Consider the following 19,329-nt stretch of genomic DNA (forward strand, 5'->3'; position numbering starts at 1 on the left):
TGGCGAATATGCGCTAGAAGCGGCGCATGCTCGGACGCATCTTCACCGTCGGCGGTTACACGCTGCTCTCGCGGCTGACCGGATTCGCGCGCGACATCATGCTGGCCGCTATTCTCGGCGCGGGGCCGGTGGCGGATGCGTTCTTCGTGGCGCTGCGGCTGCCCAATCATTTTCGCGCGATCTTCGCCGAGGGCGCTTTCAACGCCGCCTTTGTGCCGGCCTATGCGCATCTGCACGGCAAGGGCGCAGCGTCGGCGCGGCTGTTTGCCGACCGCATCTTCACGCTGCTGTTTGGTGTGCAGGTGATCCTGCTTGTCCTGGCCTGGTGGTTCATGCCGGAGGTAATCGCCATTCTCGCGCCGGGGTTCAAGGACGATCCGGCGCGCGGCGAGCTCGCAATTTCACTGACGCGGATCACCTTTCCGTATTTGCTGCTGATCACGCTGGTGACGCTGTATGGCGGCATGCTCAACGTGATGAATCGCTTCGCCAGCGCAGCCGCCGCGCCGATCTTTCTAAATTTGTCGATGATGGCGACGCTGGCGCTGGCCGCGTTCTTTCCGGGCGCGGGTTACGCCGCCGCATGGGGCGTCCTGCTTGCCGGCATCCTTGAATTCCTGCTGCTGGCTGGTGACGCGGCAAAATCCGGTATCCTGCCGAAATTCGCGCTCCTCAAACTCGATGAAGACGTGCGCGCGTTCTTTCGGGCGCTCGGGCCTGCGACCATCGGCTCGATGGGAACGCAGATCGCGCTGTTCGCTGACACCATCATCGCGACCTTTCTGGCGGCGGGCGCGCTTTCGGCACTGTATTACGCCGACCGTCTCAACCAGTTGCCGATCGGCGTGATCGGGATTGCGATCGGTACCGTGCTGCTGCCAGAAATGTCGCGGCGTCTTGCCGCGAACGATGTCACTGGGGCATCGGCCGCGCAGCGGCGGGCGTTCGAATTCTCGCTGTTGTTTTCGGTGCCGTTCGTCGCCGCTTTCCTGACCGTGCCTGACGTCATCATGCGCGCGATGTTTGCGCGTGGTGCGTTCACGAAGGCGGATGCCGCAGCCGCGGGCGCCACGCTCGCCGCTTACGCGATCGGACTCATTCCGTTTGTCACCATCCGCAGCGCAGTGGCGACCTTCTATGCCCGTCACGACACCGCGACGCCGGTCAAGGCGGCGCTGACCGGCGTCGCCGTCAACGTGGCGCTGAAGGTCGCGCTGATGGGTGCGCTGGCGCAAATCGGCCTGGCGCTCGCCACCGCCGTCGGGGCCTGGGTCAATCTGTTGCTGGTACTCTTCTTCGCGGTGCGGGCGGGTTACCTCGAACTCGACCGCGCCTGGATGATTTCGCTCGCTAAGTTCGCGGCGGCCGGTGTCCTGCTCGCCGCTGCGTTGTGGGGCATCGCGCGATTCGCCAGCTTCTATTTCGCGTCAATGCATACTTTCCGCGACGAGACTGCATTGTTGCTGCTGATCTTCGCCGGCGCGTTCGTTTATGGGGTTACCATCCTGCTGCTGTTCGGCAGGGGATGGCTTTTTGTGCTGCTCCGCGATCGCCAATCCCGGGTCTAAACTTCTGTTAATAAAGGAAATTTCCTAGAAGTCGCGCGGTGGTCGCGTTGACGCAGTTGGCGTCTGCCGCCGAAAAAACGCCGGCATTGTGAGCCGGGCATCATCAAGTTTTCTTGTTGTGCAGGTGCGGAAAATCCGGCCGCTGGAATAGTGGTGGCCACTGAAAGCGGGTTTGCGCTGGCTCGCGAACCGCTGCAATATAGAACGCTTCCAGGTGCGTGATCCCAAAACGCGGGTACCGGGTTCTCCGAAAGGATCATGCTCAACAACAAAAGTGAATGCGGTGACGTTTCCAGGAAAAGTCATCACGCGCTAACGGCAATTGGAGATACGATGGCAGCTCCCATCAAATTCGGCGTCGGTCAAAGCGTTCTCCGCAAGGAAGACGACGCGCTCATTCGCGGCAAGGGCCGCTACACCGACGACCATTCGCCACAGCCTGCGATGCACGCGCTGATGCTGCGCTCGCCGCATGCGCACGCGAAATTCACCATCAACGTCACCAAGGCCCGCGGGATGCCGGGCGTGTCGCTGATTCTGACCGCGGCCGAGGTCGGCGATCTCGGCGACCTGCCGTGTCTGTTCAACCTGGAAACCGATCCCTTTACCGGCCCGCCATATCCGATCCTCGCCAAGGACGAGGTGCGCCATGTCGGCGATGCCGTGGCCTTCGTGGTCGCCGATAACATCGACCAGGCCCGCGACGCGATCGAGGCGATCGACGTCAAATGGACGCCGCTTCCTTCGGTGGTCGGCGTCGTCAACGCCGTCAAGCAGGGCGCGCCGCTTGTCTGGCCCGACAAGCCCGGCAACGTGTTGTTCGACGTGTCGATCGGCGACAAGAAGGCGGCTGAGGCCGCCTTTGCCAAGGCGCATGCGGTCGCCGAAGTATCGATCGTCAATCCGCGCGTCATCACCAACTTCATGGAAACCCGCGCTGCGGTCGCCGAATACGACGCCAAGCGCGATCATCTGACGCTGACCATCGGCAGCCAGGGCAGCCATCGCCTGCGCGAGATCCTGTGCGGCATGGTGCTGAAGATGCCGATGGAAAAGATGCGGGTGATCTGCCCCGACGTCGGCGGCGGATTCGGCACAAAACTGTTTCCGTACCGCGAATACGCGCTGATTTCGGTGGCCGCGCGCAAGCTGCGCAAGACCATCAAATGGACCGCCGACCGCTCCGATCACTTCATCGGCGACGCGCAGGGCCGCGACAACGTCACGACCGCGAAGATGGCGCTGGCCGAGGACGGCAAGTTCTTAGGCATGGACGTCGACCTGATGGGCGACATGGGCGCCTATCTCTCGACCTTCGGGCCCTACATTCCACACGGCGGCGCCGGCATGCTGCCCGGGCTCTATGACATCCAGGCCTTCCACTGCCGCGTTCGCACCGTGTTCACCAACACCGTGCCGGTGGATGCCTATCGTGGTGCGGGCCGGCCTGAAGCTGCGTATGTGATCGAACGGCTGGTCGACGCGGCCGCGCGAAAACTTGGGCTGACGCCGGACGCGATCCGGCGCAAGAACTTCATTCCGCCGAAGGCGATGCCCTACACGACCGCGACCGGAAAGGTCTACGATTCCGGCGACTTCACCGCGCACATGAAGCGCGCGATGGAAGTCGCCAACTGGAAGGAATTTCCGAAGCGCGCCAAGGCGGCGAAGAAGGCCGGACTGGTGCGGGGCATTGGGCTGGCGAGCTATGTGGAGGTGTGCGGCACCATGGGCGAGGAGACCGCCAATGTCGCACTCGATCCCAATGGCGACATCTCCATCCTGATCGGCACCCAGTCGAGCGGACAGGGCCACCAGACGGCTTACGCGCAACTGGTCGCCGAACAGTTCGGGGTGCCGCCGGAGCGCGTCCACGTCTTGCAGGGCGACACCGACAAGATCGCCACCGGTCTCGGCACCGGCGGCTCGGCGTCGATCCCGACCGGCGGAGTCAGCGTCGAACGCGCGACCCGCGATCTCGGCGGCAAGCTGAAGGAGATCGCGGCCGAGGCACTGGAGACCAGCGCCGGCGACCTCGAGATCAGCAATGGCCTCGTGCGCATCGCCGGCACCGACCGCTCGATCAGCTTTGCCGACCTGGCGAAGCGCCCGGGCGTCGATCCCGCGAAACTGAATGCAAGTGCGACCTTCGCGCAGGCCGACGGCACCTATCCGAATGGCACGCATCTCGCCGAAGTCGAGATCGATCCCGCAACCGGCATCATCAAGATCGTCAACTACGTTATCGTCGACGATTTCGGCGTGACGCTCAATCCGCTGCTGCTCGCCGGCCAGGTGCATGGCGGGGCGATGCAGGGGATCGGCCAGGCCTTGATGGAGCAGGCGGTCTACAGCGCAACCGACGGCCAGCTCGTCACCGGCACCTTCATGGATTATGCGGTGCCGCGGGCATCCGACGGCCCGTCATTCCATTTCGAAACCCACAACGTGCCGTGCACGACCAATCCGCTCGGCGTCAAGGGCGCGGGCGAGGCCGGCGCGATCGGTTCCTGTCCGGCGGTTGTAAATGCGATCATCGAGGGGTTGTGGCGCGAGTACAAGATCGACCACATCGATATGCCGGCGACCGCGGAACGGGTCTGGATTGCGATCCGCGAGCACCAGCGCCGGCACAGCCTCTGACAATTTTCTGCTAGCCGGGAATGATAATCCGGCGGCGGTGTTCGACAACGATAGGCGCTGGTTCCACCTTTGCGGACCGGCGCGTTCAAAACCCAAGAGGGAGCGGACGATGATGCGGATTGTCGTGGTTGCAGGAGCGTTGTTGCTCGGCATTGGTGCGTTGGCCGCGCAGCAGGATCAGGTCAAGGAAACCCAGGCCATGATGAAGGGCAACGGAAAGAACGCGGGCGCCCTGGCAGCGATCGTCAAGGGCGAAAAGCCCTACGATCAGGCGACCGTCAACGCCGCGATCGGCCAGTTCGACGACACCGCCAAGAAGCTTCCTACATTGTTTCCCGCCAGCCTCAAGGGCGTGAAGTTCGAGGGGGACTACAGCCCGTCACCGAAGATCTGGAGCGACAAGGCCGGTTTCGACGCAGCCATTGCAAGCTTCGCCAAAACGGTCACCGAGGCCAAGGCAAAGATCAAGGATCTGGATTCGCTGAAAGCAACCATGCCCGCGATCGGCAAGGAATGCGGCAACTGCCATGAGACCTTCCGCGTGAAAGGCTGATGATTGGTCGTCCCGGCCCTGTGCGCAATTGCGCATAAGGAGCCGGGACCCTTACGCCGCGGCGGCTATTGTCGAGTATGATCGCCGACGGCGTCGCTCAGCAATAGACGACCGGGATTATGGGTCCCGGCGTTCGCCGGGACGACGATTTGTGGTTACTGTCTTCAGTGCGACTAAAACGAAGATTTGTGGTTACTGTCTTCAGTGCGACTAAAACGAAAAAGGCAGACGCTTGATGCGTCCGCCTTTTTGCTTCGGCGCAAATGCGAAGTCTACTTCGTTACCTGGCCGCGGATTTCGCCGCCCGGATTGGCCGCGGTGTGAATGTTGACGTAGTACCTGCCGGCCACGAGGTCTGCGGCCTGCGCATCGGTCAGTGTCGCGCTGCCCTCGACCGGGCTCGACGTCGCATTGGGAATGGCGACCGCAACGCCGGCGTTCTTGCCGGCTTCTGCGGGGCCATGGAAATGCGCGGCGGTGGCGGGGCCGGACAGGCCGGAATAGCTCAGCTTCCAGCTCAGCTTCTTGCTGGCAGGATCGTAATCGATGTCGGCGGTGCCCTTGGCCGCGCTGGTGTTGGGCGGCACCTGGGCCTTGCCGTCGAGCGTCGCCTTCATCTTGTCGGCAAAGGCGGGCCCGGCAAACGCCATCGCTGCCCCCAGCGCAAGCGAGACAAGCATGGTCTTGTTCGACATGGTGTTTCTCCCTGTTGACATCAAACGGCGGTGTCAGCCTCAAAACAACGACTTCACGAATTTATTCCCGAAACGACAACGAACGCCGCGAAATTTCGTGGAAGCCTATGGCGCAAAGTGCGTTCATACTAATCACTGAATTGCGACGCTTGATAACGGATCGGTGAATGCTGCGACGAATCCTCCTTGGCTTGATTTTGGCTGGCGCTGCCGGCGCCGGCATCTTCTGGTGGCTGACGGTCCCGGCGGTTGTTGCCCCGACCTCGCTTGCTGCTTACACGCCGAACCTCGCCAACGGTGTCACAACGTTCAATGCCGGCGGCTGTTCCTCTTGCCACGCCGTTCCGAACCAGCCCGATCGGTTGAAGCTCGGCGGCGGGCTTGCAATGCCTTCGCCGTTCGGGACGTTTTACGTCCCCAACATCTCGCCTGATCCCACTTACGGTATCGGCCGGTGGAGCGAAGCGGATTTCGTGACGGCGGTGCTCAAGGGGACTTCACCGGATGGCGCGCATTATTTTCCGGCCTTTCCATATGCGTCCTACCAGCATGCGACAGTCGAGGACGTCCGCGACCTCTTTGCCTACCTGAAGACGCTGGCGCCGGTCGCCGGCAAGCCGCGCGACCACGACGTGCCGTTTCCATTCAACATCCGCCGCAACGTCGGCATCTGGAAATGGCTGTTCATGGACGGCAAGCCTTTCACGGCGGACGCCTCACATTCGGCGTCATGGAATCGCGGCGCTTATCTCGTCAACGGTCTGGGCCATTGCGCCGAGTGCCACAGCCCGCGCAACTTCCTCGGTGGCATCGTCGAGGCGCAACGCTTCGCAGGCGGGCCCAATCCGGAGGGCGAGGGCTGGGTGCCCAACATCACTCAGAAGAGATTGGACGAATGGAGCGCAAAGGACATCGCCTACTTCCTCGAAACCGGGCAAACGCCTGACGGTGACACCGCGGGCGGTTCGATGGCGCGCGTGATCAGGAACACGTCGCAATTGCCGCCGGAGGACCGCGCCGCCATAGCGGAGTATCTGAAGTCGCTGCCGCCGGTCGAGGGACCGCCGCGGCCCAAGAAGGCAAAGGACGCCGAGAAGTCATGACCGGCGCGTTGCCGCCCGCGATCAGGGCGTCAAGGCCGCGGTGATCGGCATCCGCCTCTCTGGCGGCGCAGGGGACGCAATAGGAGGCACGAGCGACAGCGGCTTGCGCGGCGCAGGTGTGGCGATCTTGGCCCGCTTCGGTTCGGTGGCAGGCTTCGGCGAAGCTAAAGCCGCGAGCGGGTCGAGATCTCCGACGCGATACAGAACGATGCCGCGGTCGAAATTGGCGGTTGCGAAGCGCGGATAATATTGAATCGCCAGATTGTATGAGACGAATCCTGGGACAGGTTCGAAACGGCCGATGGCCGCAGCGTTTGCCTCTTTCGCTGCGGGCGTAACCGCCGATGTCACGATGGCGCCGACGGTCGATGGCTCCCCCTCGCGCTGGACGCGCGGTTCATCCGAAGCGGTGACGTCAGGATGCAGCGCTGCGACGACTTGCGCTTCGCCGATGGTCCTGTCGGTCGTGATTTCCGCTGCGCCGGGTGGCTTTGAAAACAGCCCGAACAGGACGTAGCCTCCGACCAGCACCGCCGAAATGACCGTTGCCGCCATCGTGTTGGAGGCAACCTTGCGCACGGTCTCGTAGGTCTGCACGGCCTTCGTGGCCGGCGGCTGGAGCGCAATGGCGAGCAGTTCATCGTAGGTCTCGCGCTGCTCGACATCGGTCAGGATGTCATAGGCGCGCACCAGCTCCCTGAACCGCAGCGCAGCATCGGGATTGTCGGGATTGATATCGGGATGTGTAGCCTTCGCGGCCTTGCGGAACGCCGTCCGCAGCCCCTCGGCGTCATCGCTCGGAAGCGCTCCGAGCAAATCGTATAACGTCCCCATGGTGGTACTCGCGACTATTTCCCCCTCGGATGTCCCCCGCCGCGGAGCCTCCGATTGACGACGCCTTAGGTAATCAAAAATATCAAGGCGGTAGAATGATCCTCTTATGGCAAAAGCATGCCATGGTTAACGGCGTTAACCATCCGCTGCCGTGGAGGTTGTTGCACTGGGTGTATCAGGCGGGCGCGGAGCCCTCCAACGGCGGTCGCTCGCGCCAGGACGCGGCTTAACTCACGAGCCTCGCTATTCCCAGCTCGTCGGCGACCTGGTCCAGTCCGCGCAGCAGCGCAGGCGCTATGGGAATGCCAAGGCTGGTCCGCCTCAGGCGCGTTTCATGGCTGCGTTCGCCGGGCACCCAGATGCGGTCCACGCCGGGCATGCGCCGGCTGTTGCGGAAGTCGCGCACCAGCGCATCGACGCTTCGCTTGAAGACGGCGAGGTCGCCAAAGGCTGAGATGTTGATCGCGGCGATCGCTTGTCCGGTGTTGGTGACGCTGTCGTCGTCGTGATTGAAGTCGATCACGTCGCGGCCCATCGCGGCGCCGCCGAGCGTGCCTGCGAGCAGGCCGATGACCATCGCCAGGCCATAGCCCTTGTAGCCGGCCTCCATGCCGCCGAGCGGCAGCAACATGCCTTCGTCGGCGCGTTTCGGGTCGGTCAGCGGCTTGCCTTCGCGATCGATCATCCAGCCCTCCGGCATGGTCTCGCCACGCAACGCCTTGGTTTTCACCTTGCCGTAGGCGGCGACCGTCGTCGCCATGTCGAGCACGATCGGTTTTTCGTCGCAGGCTGGAATCGCCGCTGCGATCGGATTGGTCGACAGCAGCATGTCGAGGCCGCCCCAGGGCGGAAGGTGATTGGCGTTGCCGACCGCGAAGTAGAGCCCGATCATGTCATGGGCCAGCGGCATCGTGGCGTAGAGCGAGGCGGGACCGGCGTGGTTGCTGAACTGCGAATTGACCCAGCCTATTCCGGTAGTGCGCGCCTTTTCGATCGCCATCTCGGCCGCGCGTTTCATGACGAGGTGGCCCATGCCGTTGTCGCCGTTCAGGACCGCCGTGCTGGCGTGCTCGTGCACGACATGGATGTTCGGCCGGACGTTGAAGCCGCCGGCCTTGATCCGCCTGACATATTGCGGCAACCGGCTGACGCCGTGCCCGTCCGACCACTGCAGGTCGGCCGCCGCCATCAGGTCCGCGACAACAGCAGCATCGTCGTCCGGCAAGCCCACCGCGACGAGCGCTTGCTCAATGAAGGCTTTCAACCGGCCAAAAGTAACTGATGTCTCGGACAGGACGGGCACTCCCAGAGGCCTGCGGGCGGTAGCCGCGCGCCGGGCGAAGTCGACGGCGGGCAGGCGGGACAGCCGTTGCTAGCCTGTGCCGAACGCCTTGAACGTAATGATGGTGTGGGTGTCCTGGATGCCCGGAATCACCTGCACCCTCTCGTTGACGAAATGGCCGATGTCGGTGTCGTTATCGACATAGAATTTAACCAGCAGATCGTAATCGCCGGCGGTGGAATAGATCTCCGAGGCGATCTCGGCCTCCGCGAGCGCATTGGCGACAGCATAGGACTGGCCGAGCTTGCATTTGAACTGGACGAAGAAGGGAACCATCGCTGTCGTCTCCAAAAATGTTGGCCCCAATAGGCCAAAAACCACAGGGGATGGCAAGCCAGCTTGCCGCCAACGGGAGGGCGCGTTAGGACAGGCCGCTTAGGACAAGACATGGCCCTGAACACAGCATTTTCACGAGACTTCTGATGACGACGCCGATTGCGCTGACCATCGCCGGCTCCGATTCCTCTGGAGGAGCGGGCATCCAGGCTGACCTGAAGACGTTTGCCGCGCTCGGCGTCTACGGCGCCTCCGTGATCACGGCGCTGACCGCGCAGAATACCCAAGGCGTCAGCGGCATCCACCAGGTGCCGGCCGAGTTCGTGACTTCGCAGATCGACGCGGTGTTTTCGGACCTGGCGGTAGGCGCGGTCAAGATCGGCATGGTGGCGCAGCCCCCGGTTATGGATGCCATCGTCGCCGGGCTGGCGCGCTGGTCGCCGAAGCATGTCGTGCTCGATCCTGTGATGGTCGCAACCTCGGGCGACCGGCTGCTCGCCACGGAAGCGGTCGACGCGCTGCGGACCAAGCTCATTCCGTTGGCGTCGGTGATCACGCCCAATCTGCCGGAAGCCGCAGCGCTGCTCGACGAGGGCGTGGCGGCCGACGAAGCCGCCGTCGAGAAACAAGGCAGGCGATTGCTGGCTCTGGGTTGCAAGGCGGTGCTGATCAAGGGCGGTCACGGCGAGGGCGCCGAGAGCATCGACTATCTGATCGACTCCTCTGGTGTCATCGCACTCGCCGCGCCGCGCATCGCCACAAAAAATACCCACGGCACCGGCTGCTCGCTCTCCTCGGCGATTGCCGCGGGACTGGCAAAGGGCGAGGGCATGGAGAGCGCCGTGCGCAAGGCCAAGGCCTTCGTCAGCGCTGCCATTGCCGCTGCAGATCGCTTCAGCGTCGGGCATGGCCACGGCCCGATCCATCATTTTCAGAAGTTTTATTGAAGTCCCATCCGCCGTCGTCCCTGCGAACGCAGGGACCCATACCGCGTTGTCCTATCGATAGAAGCGAGATGGCTGACGTCCTCCAAAACAATTGGTGCCGCGGCGTATGGGTCCCTGCGTTCGCAGGGACGACGCTGCGATGTTGCCGCTCTCATGTCGCTTGGCTGTCGCATCGCGCTGTTATCCGCAAACTACGGGGCGCGACACTGATTCTCGTGGGGCTATGGGTCGCGTGAACTAGTCATCGCCCTGTCACAGAAATCTGTCAGGGGACAGGTATGGGTAGTGACTCCTTGAGTGAAGACAGCCCGGAACGGCGTTTTCGCACCTTGTTTATCTCCGACGTCCATCTCGGAGCCCGCGGCTCGCAAGCCGATCGATTGCTGGACTTCCTCAAGAGCCACGACGCCGACACCATCTATCTTGTCGGTGATATCGTCGATGGCTGGGCGCTGAAGTCGGGCTGGTACTGGCCGCAATCGCACAACGACTTCGTGCAGAAGATGCTGCGCAAGGCGCGCAAGGGCGCCAAGGTCATCTACGTGCCGGGCAATCACGACGAGTTCCTGCGCAACTATTACGGCACGCATTTCGGCGGCATCGACGTGGTGGAAAACACCATTCATGAGGGCGCCGACGGCAAACGCTACCTCGTCATCCACGGCGACATCTTCGATCTCGTCGTGCAGAACGCGCGCTGGCTCGCCCATCTCGGCGACAAGGCCTATGACTTTGCCATCCAGATGAATCGCCTCGTCAACTTCTTCCGGCGCATGTTCGGCGTGCCCTATTGGTCGCTGTCGCAATGGGCGAAGCTGAAGGTCAAGAACGCCGTGAATTATATCGGCGCGTTCGAGAAAACGCTGGCCGGCGAGGCGCGGCGGCACGGCGCCGACGGCGTGATCTGCGGCCACATTCACTACGCCACCATCCGCGACGAGCACGGCATCCGCTACATGAATTGCGGCGACTGGGTGGAAAGCTGCACCGCACTCGCCGAACATGAGGACGGCCGGTTTGAAATCATTACCTGGACCGATCCGCAGCGGAAGGCGCTACCCGTTCCCCGCGTCGCGGCGCGCGCCGCATGACGCATATCCTGGTCGCGACCGATGCGTGGCATCCCCAGGTCAACGGGGTGGTTCGGACGCTGACCATGATGGCCGAGGCGGCCAAGGGATTTGGCGTCGAGGTGAGTTTCCTGACGCCGCAATCGTTTCGCACTTTTGCGATGCCGAGCTATCCCGATCTGCGGCTGGCACTGCCGTATCCGGCAAAAATCGCAAAACTGATCGAGGCGGCAAAGCCCGACAGCATTCATATCGCGACCGAAGGTCCGATCGGGCTGTTGGTGCGGCGCTATTGCCGCAAGCGGGGCCTGCCATTCACCACGAGCTTTCACACCCGCTTCCCCGAATATGTTTCGGCGCGTTCGCCGATTCCGGAATCCTTGACGTGGCGGGCGCTGCGCGCCTTCCACCGGCCGAGCCAAGCGGTGATGGCGGCAACGCCGGCGCTGGCGGCCGAATTGCGCATGCGCGGTTTTCGCAACGTGGTGCTGTGGTCACGCGGCGTCGATACCTCGCTGTTTCATCCGCGCAGCACCGATCTCTGCCTGCCGATGCCTGTGTTCCTCTGCGTCGGGCGCGTCGCGGTTGAAAAGAATCTCGAGGCCTTCCTCAACCTCGATTTGCCTGGCACCAAGCTCATCGTCGGCGACGGGCCGGCGCGCGCGGCGCTGGAGCGGAAATATCCGGATGCCGTCTTCCTGGGCGCAAGGCATGGCGAGGAACTGGCCGAAATCTACGCCGCCTCCGATATTTTCGTATTTCCCAGCAGGACCGACACGTTTGGCCTGGTGCTGCTGGAGGCGCTGGCCAGTGGCCTGCCGGTTGCCGCCTTTCCGGTCACCGGTCCGCGCGACGTGATCGGCTCGGCGCCGGTCGGCGTCCTGGACGACGATCTGCGCGCGGCCTGCCTGGAAGCGCTGCAGATTTCGCGGCAAGATTGCGTCGAATTCGCCGCTGGCTACAGCTGGCAGGCCTCCGCGCGGGTTTTTGTCGAGCATGCCCTGAATGTTCGCCCCGTCCTGTCCGAAGGCGAGGAGGCCGAATTTGTGGCTGATAATCCGCATCTCGTGGCCTGAGTTCACGCTAAATCGTCTTGCTCGCCAGTCTGCGACCGCGATACAAATGGCGGATGCCAGAATCCATCCAAAATCCACCCATTGGCGCGGCTGATATCGAGGCCGCCGCCAAGGTGGTCGCGCCCTTTGCGGTGCGGACGCCGCTGCTGTCGTTCCCCGTTCTCAATGAACGCGTCGGGACCAAGGTCTTTCTGAAGCCCGAAATGCTGCAGCGGACCGGATCGTTCAAGTTCCGCGGCGCCTTCAACAAGCTGGCCTCGATCCCGCAGGACAAGCGCGGCGGCGGGGTGGTCGCATTCTCTTCCGGCAACCACGCCCAGGGCGTGGCGGCGGCGGCGCAGATCCTCAGCATGCAGGCCACCATCGTGATGCCTGCGGACTCTCCCATCACCAAGCGCGAGCGCACCAAGGGCTATGGCGCCGAGGTGGTGCTCTACGACCGCGACAAGGAAGACCGCGAGGCCATCGCCAACGGCATTGCCAGCAAGCGTGGCGCGACGCTGGTGCGCCCCTATGACGATCCCTTCGTGATCGCCGGCCAGGGCACCGCGGGCCGCGAGATCGCCGAGGACATGGCGGCGCTCGGGCTCGTCCCCGATATCGTGGTGGCGCCGGCATCGGGCGGAGGGTTGATCGCCGGCGTTGCGACGGCGGTGAAGGCAAAATTTCCGCAAGCGCAGGTGATCGTCGCCGAGCCCAAGGACTATGACGATCATGGCCTGTCGTTGCGCGCAGGGCATCGCGAGGCCCATCACGCCGCCGGCCGCACGATCTGCGACGCGCTGATGGCGGCGATGCCAGGCGAGCTCACCTTCTCGATCAACAGCAAGCTGCTGGCGAATGGCGTGATCGCCTCCGACGAGGAAGTCGGCGCGGCGGTCGCCTATGCCTATCGGGAATTGAAGCTGGTGGTAGAGCCTGGCGGCGCCGTCGGTCTCGCCGCACTGCTCGCCGGCCGCATCGATGCGAGGGGCAAGAACGTCGTCATCGTGCTCTCCGGCGGTAATGTCGACGCGGACCTGTTCGCCAAGCTGGTCGCCTGATCATCCCGTCTCAAACGGAACCGGGCAGAGCATGTGCTCTGCCCGGTTTCGCATTTGACGAAGCTCTCCTCCAGTCAGCGCCGCCCGAAGCCGCCGCCGCCGCCGAAGCCGCCGCCGAACGAGCGGCCGCCGCCGAACGAACCGCCGCCGCCGAATGAACCGCGGGATGGGCCTGCGGCGAAGCTCTGGCTGAAACGTCCGCCGCCCATACCGCTGTTGAAATGACGCGGCGCGGTGTTGACCATGGGCCTGTTGGTGAGCCGTGCCGGATTGTTGTTGAACCTGCCGGACAATCTCGAGAACTTGCCGGTGTTGCCGCTGTTGTTGCCGGCATTGACAGGGCCAGGCTTGATCTTGCCAGGCAGGGTCGTGACCTTGCCCATGTTGCCGACTTTGTTGCGGCCATTGGCAAGGTTGTTTGTCGTCATGCCCTTGGCCGGCAGCGTAACGATCTTCGACGTCACCGGCATGTGAGCGTGGACACCAAGATTGTGCCTGGAGATGCCGAGGGCGGGTGAGTTGCCGATGTTGCCCGGCTTGAACGTCGGCGACTGCTTCGCCAGATGCGTGAACTGCATCAGCGGCACGGCCTTCGGCGCACCCTGCAGCTTCAACGCGGACTTGGCGTACGGGCTGTTGGCGTAATTGTCGTGGAAGGTCTTGTAGGCGAACGGCGAGTTCGCGAGCACCGTCTTGTGCCACGCCTTTGCCACCTGCAGGTTGCCGAGCAGCACGCGGATGTGGTCGCACAGCGGATCATGCGGGTAGAGACGGATGAACTCCTCATAATGTTCGGGCGAGCCTTCCGACAGCACGTAGTCGTAGGCCTGACGCACCGAACGCGACGGCAGATTGGCCGCAGCCTGCATGATCGGCCGGCGATCCGGTGCGCGGCCCGAAGCAACCGCGGTATCGCCGAAGAAATAGAAGTCGGAGGTAAGCGACGAGCTTTCCCACGGCGTCTGCTTGCCTTTCGTCGTGTTGTTCACTTCGAGCCGGATACGCTTGAACAATTGCTCGATCGGCAGGTTCGGTTCACGCGCGATATTCAGGAACGCGGACGTATACGGACTGTGGTTGCCGTCTCCATCCTGCGCTTCCATACCAGGCGCGGTCGAGTAGCCGACAATCGAGCCGTTCGGCGCATCGACAATGGCAAGGCCTCGTCCCTTATCGTTGACTTCCGGGAACGGATTGTTGCGGCAGGCGTCGAGCACAACGATGCGCATCCGGCTCGAGATGGATTCCAGCGTGCCCATCATGTCGACCAACCGCAGCGAATTGCCATCAAGGTCCGATGGCGAAGAGATTTTTGCATCGACTGGAAGCAGATAGTTCTCTCCCGCCACCTGCACGCCGTGGCCGGCATAGTAGATCATGGCGACGGTGCGAGGACCGCGCTCGGCCACCCTGGCTGAGAAATCCTGCACGACCCTGACCATGTCGCTGCGCGTCAGGTCGGTCGCCTGGGTGACCTCGAAGCCTGCCGAGTTCAGGAGCTGCGCCATCGATTGCGCGTCGTTGCCGGGATTGGCGAGCTTTGGCGCGATCTGGTAATTCGAGTTGCCGATGACCAGCGCGACCCGCTGTTCGGCGGGCGGTGCCTGCATGCCGTTGCGGATATCGGCATTGGGAGCTTCGGCGAAAGCAGCGCCGGCGAAGCCCAACAGGCCTGCCAGCAGGCTGGCAGATAGCAGCAATGACTTAAAACGGGACATGGCGGTGCTCCTTCTCTCCTTGGAGATTGGGAAGCACGCTATGTTCAGGCGGGCGTTATTGTACGTGACTCCGATCACGTTGTTGCGGGAGGCGCCGTCGCCCTTGCCGCCGTCCGGCGCAACTGACAATCTCGGGTTGCTGGAAGGTCGAAGGAACCCAAAATGGGCTTCGGGCTAAAGACCACCACAGGAATCATCGCGGCGGTGCTGGTCATCGCGGCGCTGGCGCAGGCGAGCAGGGTATTCGCGCCGCTTGCGGCGGCCATTTTCATCATCGCCATCGTGTGGCCGGTCCAGAAGCAGCTGCAGGCGTGGATGCCGAAGCTTGTCGCGCTGGCGATTACCGTCGTCGTCACGGTGGCGGTCTGTCTCGGCTTTGCCTCCCTCGCAGCCTGGGGATTTGGCCGCGTCGGACGATCGCTGGTCGCGGAGTTGCCGCGGTACCAGGCCCTCTATTCGTCGATGGTGACCTGGCTGGACGGCCACGGCGTCTCGGTGGCGGGGCTTTGGGCCGAACATTTCAACGTAGGCTGGCTGCTGCGCGCGACGCAGTACGTCACCGGGCGCGTCAATACCACGCTCAGCTTCTGGGTGATTGCGCTGATTTACGTCATGCTCGGACTTCTCGAAGTCGAGAACGTCAGGCAGAAGATCGAGCGGCTGGATAACCGTACTGCAGCACACCTGCTGCTCGACGGTAGCGCCGCCACCGCGGCGAAATTTCGAAGATACCTGCTGGTGCGGACGAAGATGAGCGCGGTGACCGGTCTGCTGGTCGGTATCTTCGCTGCGATTACCGGGCTGCCATTTGCATTCGAGTGGGGCGTGATCGCCTTCGTGCTCAACTATATCCCGTTCATCGGTCCCTTCGTCGCAACGCTGTTTCCGACCCTGCTGGCGATGACGCAGTTCGAGAGCTGGCCTGCGGTCCTGGGCCTCTTCGTCTGCCTCAATGTCATTCAGTTCGTGGTCGGCAGCTACATCGAGCCGCGGGTGGCCGGAACGATGTTGTCGATCTCGCCCGTCGTCGTGCTGTTCTCGATCTTCTTCTGGACGTTCCTGTGGGGCCTGTTCGGGACCTTCATCGGCGTGCCGATCGCGCTCGCAATTCTGACCTTCTGCGCCGCGCACCCGTCAAGCCGCTGGGTCGCCGATCTGTTCGGCGGACCAGATCAGATGAAGCGAAAGCGCTAGGACGCTTGCTCATAAGAACCGCAAGAACGGCATTCTTCTTCTTTCATAGACATTCTCGCTGATCGCAGTGTCCAAATATTACGATCGCTGCCTGGGTTTGATGCTGATCGAGTTCAGCAGTGTTGCGGTCGCGATCATCGCTGCGATGCCTGCGAGACTCAATGCTATCTGCATCGCAAGTCCGCCTGAAATGTCGAGCAGCACCACGTGGCTGGCGAACGTGAGCAGGACGCCGAGGCAATAGATTGGCAGCGAGTTCTGGCCACAGCGGATCGCGCCGCGCATTACCGGTGTCGTCAGCCCTCGCCAATTGCGAGGCACGAGCCATGCCGCCAAAACCGCTATGGCCAAAAAATGCAGCAGTCGCAATGGATCGAGATTCGATTTGTCCAATGGGTGAAACAGTCTCGCCAGCTCCTGCGGAATCAGTGCTTCCAGCGGTTTGATGCGCCAGCTCAGTGCGATGACCAAGCTGAAGAGCAGATACAGGACGGCAAGCACAAGCGTCGTGCGCGACGTCACCCACGGCCGGGGCCTCTTGTCCTCGATCATCCACCACGCGCCAAGCACGAACAGCAGCTGCCAGGCCAGCGGATTGAAATACCAGTGGCCGTTCGGCCAAGCCGGGACGGTCCAGCCAAAGACGTGCACCAACACATAAAGTGCTAGCGAGGCGCCAAGCGTCGCGTTCGGCACTCGCATCAGCAGCCACAGCAGCGGTGCGAACAAGAGGTGAAGAAGCACGAACACCGCCAACACGTCGGTATTGACGGGACGGTATTGCAGGATCGCCGCGCGCGCGAGCGTCGCGCCAGGATGGTCCAGCAAGATACGCGTATTGCTCTCGTCAGCAAGACGGCCTGCGAGGTGAACCAGGATGACGCAGGCGAGCGTGAGCAGCAGAAATGCGACATAAATGTCCCAGCTTCGCCGCAGCGTTCGGCTGATCACTCCGGTCCAGCCCTCGCAGCGCCATGCTCGGCCGTAAGCCAGCGCGCAGGTTGCGCCCGAGATGAACATGAACACTTCCGCGGCATCACTGAAGCCGTAGTTCCGCAACGTCAGCCAAGTTCCGATGTTGTTGGGAACATGGTCAAGAAAGATGAACCAAAGCGCGATGCCTCGGCAGGCGTCTATTCGCAGGTCGCGGCCTTGGCCTTTCAGCTCCGGCAATTCGCCGACCGCAAACTTAGGGATGGTAACTCGGTCGTGCATCTGGATCGTCCCAAGCCAGCAAAATGGACCTGCCGCTCGAGCTCCTGGTGTGAGCTCGTTCACCTTCAAGGCCTTATTTTTTAAGGTGAATCTGCGCGCGAGCGTTGAGCTTTGTCGGCTTTGCACGTGATCGTTTGAGTTGCGCGAGTAGTGCGTTTCGCCGTCCTGCAGTCTGGTTCTCGGAGTGGATGTCGTTAGACTTTCCGACTCTTCAGAGCTGATTAGATCAACGCTCGTTGGGATGAGACAATCGGGACGGAGGCGAAGCCGACACCAGGGTCGGGCACATCATCACCCGAATTTATGAGTGTATGCCCTAGGAATTTTTCTCGCCGGCAATCTCCACGCGCTGCGGCGGCAGCAGACCAAGCTGTCCATCTGGCCCAGCCGCCAGCGTGTGAATATAGAAATGCGTGGCCGCATCATCGGTCGCATTCATCACCGGCGAGGGCGCGGAGATGATCTTCAACGAGCCGCATGCGCCGATCCAGTCGATATGGCGGTGGCCGTGCATCACCACGGTGCGACCGGCCAGCGCTTCCAGCCTGCGGACGAACCAGCTGCCGTTGATCAGCGCCGTACCGATGCGTTCCGAGAATGCCTTCACCGGCATGGGATACTCCACCACATGGTGGTGCAACGCGACGATCCAGCGTGGCGCCGGATAATGGCGGATCGCCGCCTCGCAGCGATGCATCTGTTCGACGCAGACCAGCCCGAGCGCGTTGGTGAAGGAAAAGTGGGTTTCTGCATTGGAGTTCAGGATGGCTATTCCGAGGCCGTCTTCCGCCTCCGGCGGCAGGATCATCGGAAACTGGTCGTCGAACAGGCCACGCAGCTCCACTACACGGCGCAGGCCGCCATGCTCCGCAAGCGCCACGATCGCATCGCGGTGTGGCGCCAGCGCCTCGTTCAGCGTTACGTTGGGTTTTCCCACGGCATCGACCACGCGCACGCGATTGCCTTGCACGGCCGCCATCGCCGACAAAGTGCGGATTTGCCGTAACCGCTTGCCTGGGCTGAACGGCAGGTCGAGCCGGGCCGGATTGGCGCGGTCGACGATGTTGACGTCGTGATTGCCCGGCAACATGACCGTGCGCGCGGCAAGTTCCGGATGCTGCGCCATTGCGTCGAGGAATGAGGCCCATTCGCTGGCGCGGCCTGCATCAGTCATATCGCCGGTGATGAGAATGTGGTCGAGTGGATCGGTCTCGTGAATGGCGGCGAGATGCGTCAGGACGCGCTCGAGCCGGCCGTTGCCGCGCGGGCCCGCCCGTCCGCTTTCGATGCGGAAGCCATATTGTTCGGCGATGACATGAAGGTCCGACAGGTGCGCAACGCGCCAGCGTCGCCCCCTGGATGAGGTCGTATCGAACGCGGCGAGGTCGACGGGTTGTTGCATGCTGGCATCCGCAAATCCCCACATCAGCGATGCGACCGCCAGATAGCCCGACACCAGCACGACGGCATTTGCCAGCGTCGGCACTGCGAGGCGATGCAGCAAGACGAGGTCGTTCCAGCCGCCCGTCCAGCGCGAGGCAGGCCAGGCCACGATCGCAATCAGCACCGCGCAGGCGGACAGCACGATGCCCGCCCCAACCGAATTGGCGCTGCGCAAGCTTGCCCGGCCGGCGATGGTCAGCTTCCTGCCCCATATCCGCTCCGTCAGGTGGCGCAGCGCTTCGCGGCTGAATGCGTAGCCGGGCTGCACGGCGAGCGCGTTGAGCGACCAGAAATTGACCTCAGCGATCCGGAACAGCGGTCGCCATCCAATCCATCCCACCGCGACGATCGCGAGCAAGGCGAGGGTCGTGCCGATCCCGGTCAGTGCGGCAAGCTTTTCCGACAAGGTTGATAGCCAGGCGGAGACCAGCAGCGGCGCCAGACCCAGAAGCACTGCCGGCAACAACAGCAACACCGTCCAGGCAAACAGCAGTTTGGGCAAACTGATTTCGACCAGCAGGCTTCCGGCGATCGCGAGCAGGGACCGCTGCCCGGGACTGGCGGCATCGTCCTCGATATCGCCGTGGCGCGGATCGATCAGCATGCTGT

General features: G+C 62.8%; 16 protein-coding genes. 9 read left to right on the top strand and 7 right to left on the bottom strand.

Annotation, left to right across the window (positions count from 1 at the left end):
• The first annotated feature begins 26 nt into the window (after positions 1–26).
• The 3 genes from murJ to IVB22_RS05095 all read left to right on the top strand — a co-directional run bounded on the left by murJ (position 27) and on the right by IVB22_RS05095 (position 4,764).
• Positions 27–1,568 (top strand): murein biosynthesis integral membrane protein MurJ, encoded by a 1,542-nt coding sequence (gene murJ, locus IVB22_RS05085; RefSeq protein WP_247516214.1) that lies wholly within the window; start codon positions 27–29, stop codon positions 1,566–1,568.
• A 333-nt stretch (positions 1,569–1,901) separates the two neighbouring features.
• On the top strand, positions 1,902–4,211 hold the full coding sequence (locus IVB22_RS05090) for a xanthine dehydrogenase family protein molybdopterin-binding subunit (RefSeq protein ID WP_247516215.1): 2,310 nt from the start codon (positions 1,902–1,904) through the stop codon (positions 4,209–4,211).
• Between the two features lie 109 nt (positions 4,212–4,320).
• Complete coding sequence (locus IVB22_RS05095) at positions 4,321–4,764, top strand: cytochrome c (protein WP_247516216.1); 444 nt, start codon at positions 4,321–4,323, stop codon at positions 4,762–4,764.
• A 272-nt stretch (positions 4,765–5,036) separates the two neighbouring features.
• Here IVB22_RS05095 and IVB22_RS05100 read toward each other — a convergent pair whose 3' ends face one another.
• Positions 5,037–5,459, bottom strand: a complete 423-nt coding sequence (locus IVB22_RS05100; protein WP_247516217.1) for a CHRD domain-containing protein — start codon at positions 5,457–5,459, stop codon at positions 5,037–5,039.
• A gap of 167 nt (positions 5,460–5,626) precedes the next feature.
• Between IVB22_RS05100 and IVB22_RS05105 the strand changes: the two genes are divergently transcribed.
• Positions 5,627–6,562: a cytochrome c gene (locus tag IVB22_RS05105; protein ID WP_247516218.1), complete on the top strand. Its 936-nt coding sequence runs from the start codon at positions 5,627–5,629 to the stop codon at positions 6,560–6,562.
• Between the two features lie 21 nt (positions 6,563–6,583).
• Here the strand turns inward: IVB22_RS05105 and IVB22_RS05110 are convergent, their stop codons facing one another.
• From IVB22_RS05110 to IVB22_RS05120, 3 genes are all read right to left on the bottom strand, one after another.
• Positions 6,584–7,396 (bottom strand): J domain-containing protein, encoded by an 813-nt coding sequence (locus tag IVB22_RS05110; protein ID WP_247516219.1) that lies wholly within the window; start codon positions 7,394–7,396, stop codon positions 6,584–6,586.
• 226 nt (positions 7,397–7,622) lie between these two features.
• Positions 7,623–8,699, bottom strand: coding sequence for an Ldh family oxidoreductase (locus IVB22_RS05115; RefSeq protein WP_247516220.1), 1,077 nt, complete (start codon positions 8,697–8,699; stop codon positions 7,623–7,625).
• 69 nt (positions 8,700–8,768) lie between these two features.
• Positions 8,769–9,014 carry an Lrp/AsnC ligand binding domain-containing protein gene (locus IVB22_RS05120; RefSeq protein WP_214492143.1) on the bottom strand — a complete coding sequence of 82 codons (246 nt, stop codon included), beginning with the start codon at positions 9,012–9,014 and terminating at the stop codon, positions 8,769–8,771.
• Positions 9,015–9,160: 146 nt separating this feature from the next.
• Between IVB22_RS05120 and thiD the strand changes: the two genes are divergently transcribed.
• The 4 genes from thiD (at position 9,161) to IVB22_RS05140 (ending at position 13,150) form a co-directional block, all read left to right on the top strand.
• Complete coding sequence (gene thiD, locus IVB22_RS05125; RefSeq protein ID WP_247516221.1) at positions 9,161–9,961, top strand: bifunctional hydroxymethylpyrimidine kinase/phosphomethylpyrimidine kinase; 801 nt, start codon at positions 9,161–9,163, stop codon at positions 9,959–9,961.
• Between the two features lie 278 nt (positions 9,962–10,239).
• Positions 10,240–11,052 (top strand): UDP-2,3-diacylglucosamine diphosphatase, encoded by an 813-nt coding sequence (locus tag IVB22_RS05130; protein ID WP_247516222.1) that lies wholly within the window; start codon positions 10,240–10,242, stop codon positions 11,050–11,052.
• Positions 11,049–12,107 carry a glycosyltransferase family 1 protein gene (locus IVB22_RS05135; protein ID WP_247516223.1) on the top strand — a complete coding sequence of 353 codons (1,059 nt, stop codon included), beginning with the start codon at positions 11,049–11,051 and terminating at the stop codon, positions 12,105–12,107. The genes IVB22_RS05130 and IVB22_RS05135 overlap by 4 nt, the downstream gene beginning before the upstream one ends.
• A 53-nt stretch (positions 12,108–12,160) precedes the next feature.
• The gene (locus tag IVB22_RS05140; protein WP_247516224.1) at positions 12,161–13,150 is read left to right on the top strand and encodes a threonine/serine dehydratase; all 990 of its coding nucleotides are present in this window, start codon (positions 12,161–12,163) and stop codon (positions 13,148–13,150) included.
• A gap of 74 nt (positions 13,151–13,224) precedes the next feature.
• Here the strand turns inward: IVB22_RS05140 and IVB22_RS05145 are convergent, their stop codons facing one another.
• Positions 13,225–14,868, bottom strand: a complete 1,644-nt coding sequence (locus tag IVB22_RS05145) for a caspase family protein (RefSeq protein ID WP_247516225.1) — start codon at positions 14,866–14,868, stop codon at positions 13,225–13,227.
• A gap of 162 nt (positions 14,869–15,030) precedes the next feature.
• Between IVB22_RS05145 and IVB22_RS05150 the strand changes: the two genes are divergently transcribed.
• The gene (locus IVB22_RS05150) at positions 15,031–16,062 is read left to right on the top strand and encodes an AI-2E family transporter (protein ID WP_247516226.1); all 1,032 of its coding nucleotides are present in this window, start codon (positions 15,031–15,033) and stop codon (positions 16,060–16,062) included.
• A 78-nt stretch (positions 16,063–16,140) separates the two neighbouring features.
• Here IVB22_RS05150 and IVB22_RS05155 read toward each other — a convergent pair whose 3' ends face one another.
• Positions 16,141–17,277 (bottom strand): OpgC domain-containing protein, encoded by a 1,137-nt coding sequence (locus IVB22_RS05155; protein WP_247516227.1) that lies wholly within the window; start codon positions 17,275–17,277, stop codon positions 16,141–16,143.
• Positions 17,278–17,593: 316 nt separating this feature from the next.
• Complete coding sequence (locus tag IVB22_RS05160) at positions 17,594–19,324, bottom strand: metallophosphoesterase (protein WP_247516228.1); 1,731 nt, start codon at positions 19,322–19,324, stop codon at positions 17,594–17,596.
• Positions 19,325–19,329: the final 5 nt, after the last annotated feature.

This window comes from Bradyrhizobium sp. 190 (assembly GCF_023073415.1).
In the GTDB taxonomy this organism is placed as follows: Bacteria; Pseudomonadota; Alphaproteobacteria; order Rhizobiales; family Xanthobacteraceae; genus Bradyrhizobium.

Bases quoted from the DNA above. Each gene is read 5' to 3' on its own strand.
- IVB22_RS05140 (WP_247516224.1), top strand. From the start codon at position 12,161: ATGCCAGAATCCATCCAAAATCCACCCATTGGCGCGGCTGATATCGAG.
- IVB22_RS05135 (WP_247516223.1), top strand. From the start codon at position 11,049: ATGACGCATATCCTGGTCGCGACCGATGCGTGGCATCCCCAGGTCAAC.
- IVB22_RS05150 (WP_247516226.1), top strand. From the start codon at position 15,031: ATGGGCTTCGGGCTAAAGACCACCACAGGAATCATCGCGGCGGTGCTG.
- IVB22_RS05105 (WP_247516218.1), top strand. From the start codon at position 5,627: ATGCTGCGACGAATCCTCCTTGGCTTGATTTTGGCTGGCGCTGCCGGC.
- IVB22_RS05090 (WP_247516215.1), top strand. From the start codon at position 1,902: ATGGCAGCTCCCATCAAATTCGGCGTCGGTCAAAGCGTTCTCCGCAAG.
- murJ (WP_247516214.1), top strand. From the start codon at position 27: ATGCTCGGACGCATCTTCACCGTCGGCGGTTACACGCTGCTCTCGCGG.
- IVB22_RS05095 (WP_247516216.1), top strand. From the start codon at position 4,321: ATGATGCGGATTGTCGTGGTTGCAGGAGCGTTGTTGCTCGGCATTGGT.
- IVB22_RS05155 (WP_247516227.1), bottom strand. From the start codon at position 17,277: ATGCACGACCGAGTTACCATCCCTAAGTTTGCGGTCGGCGAATTGCCG.
- IVB22_RS05110 (WP_247516219.1), bottom strand. From the start codon at position 7,396: ATGGGGACGTTATACGATTTGCTCGGAGCGCTTCCGAGCGATGACGCC.
- IVB22_RS05100 (WP_247516217.1), bottom strand. From the start codon at position 5,459: ATGTCGAACAAGACCATGCTTGTCTCGCTTGCGCTGGGGGCAGCGATG.
- IVB22_RS05160 (WP_247516228.1), bottom strand. From the start codon at position 19,324: ATGCTGATCGATCCGCGCCACGGCGATATCGAGGACGATGCCGCCAGT.
- IVB22_RS05120 (WP_214492143.1), bottom strand. From the start codon at position 9,014: ATGGTTCCCTTCTTCGTCCAGTTCAAATGCAAGCTCGGCCAGTCCTAT.
- IVB22_RS05130 (WP_247516222.1), top strand. From the start codon at position 10,240: ATGGGTAGTGACTCCTTGAGTGAAGACAGCCCGGAACGGCGTTTTCGC.
- IVB22_RS05145 (WP_247516225.1), bottom strand. From the start codon at position 14,868: ATGTCCCGTTTTAAGTCATTGCTGCTATCTGCCAGCCTGCTGGCAGGC.
- thiD (WP_247516221.1), top strand. From the start codon at position 9,161: ATGACGACGCCGATTGCGCTGACCATCGCCGGCTCCGATTCCTCTGGA.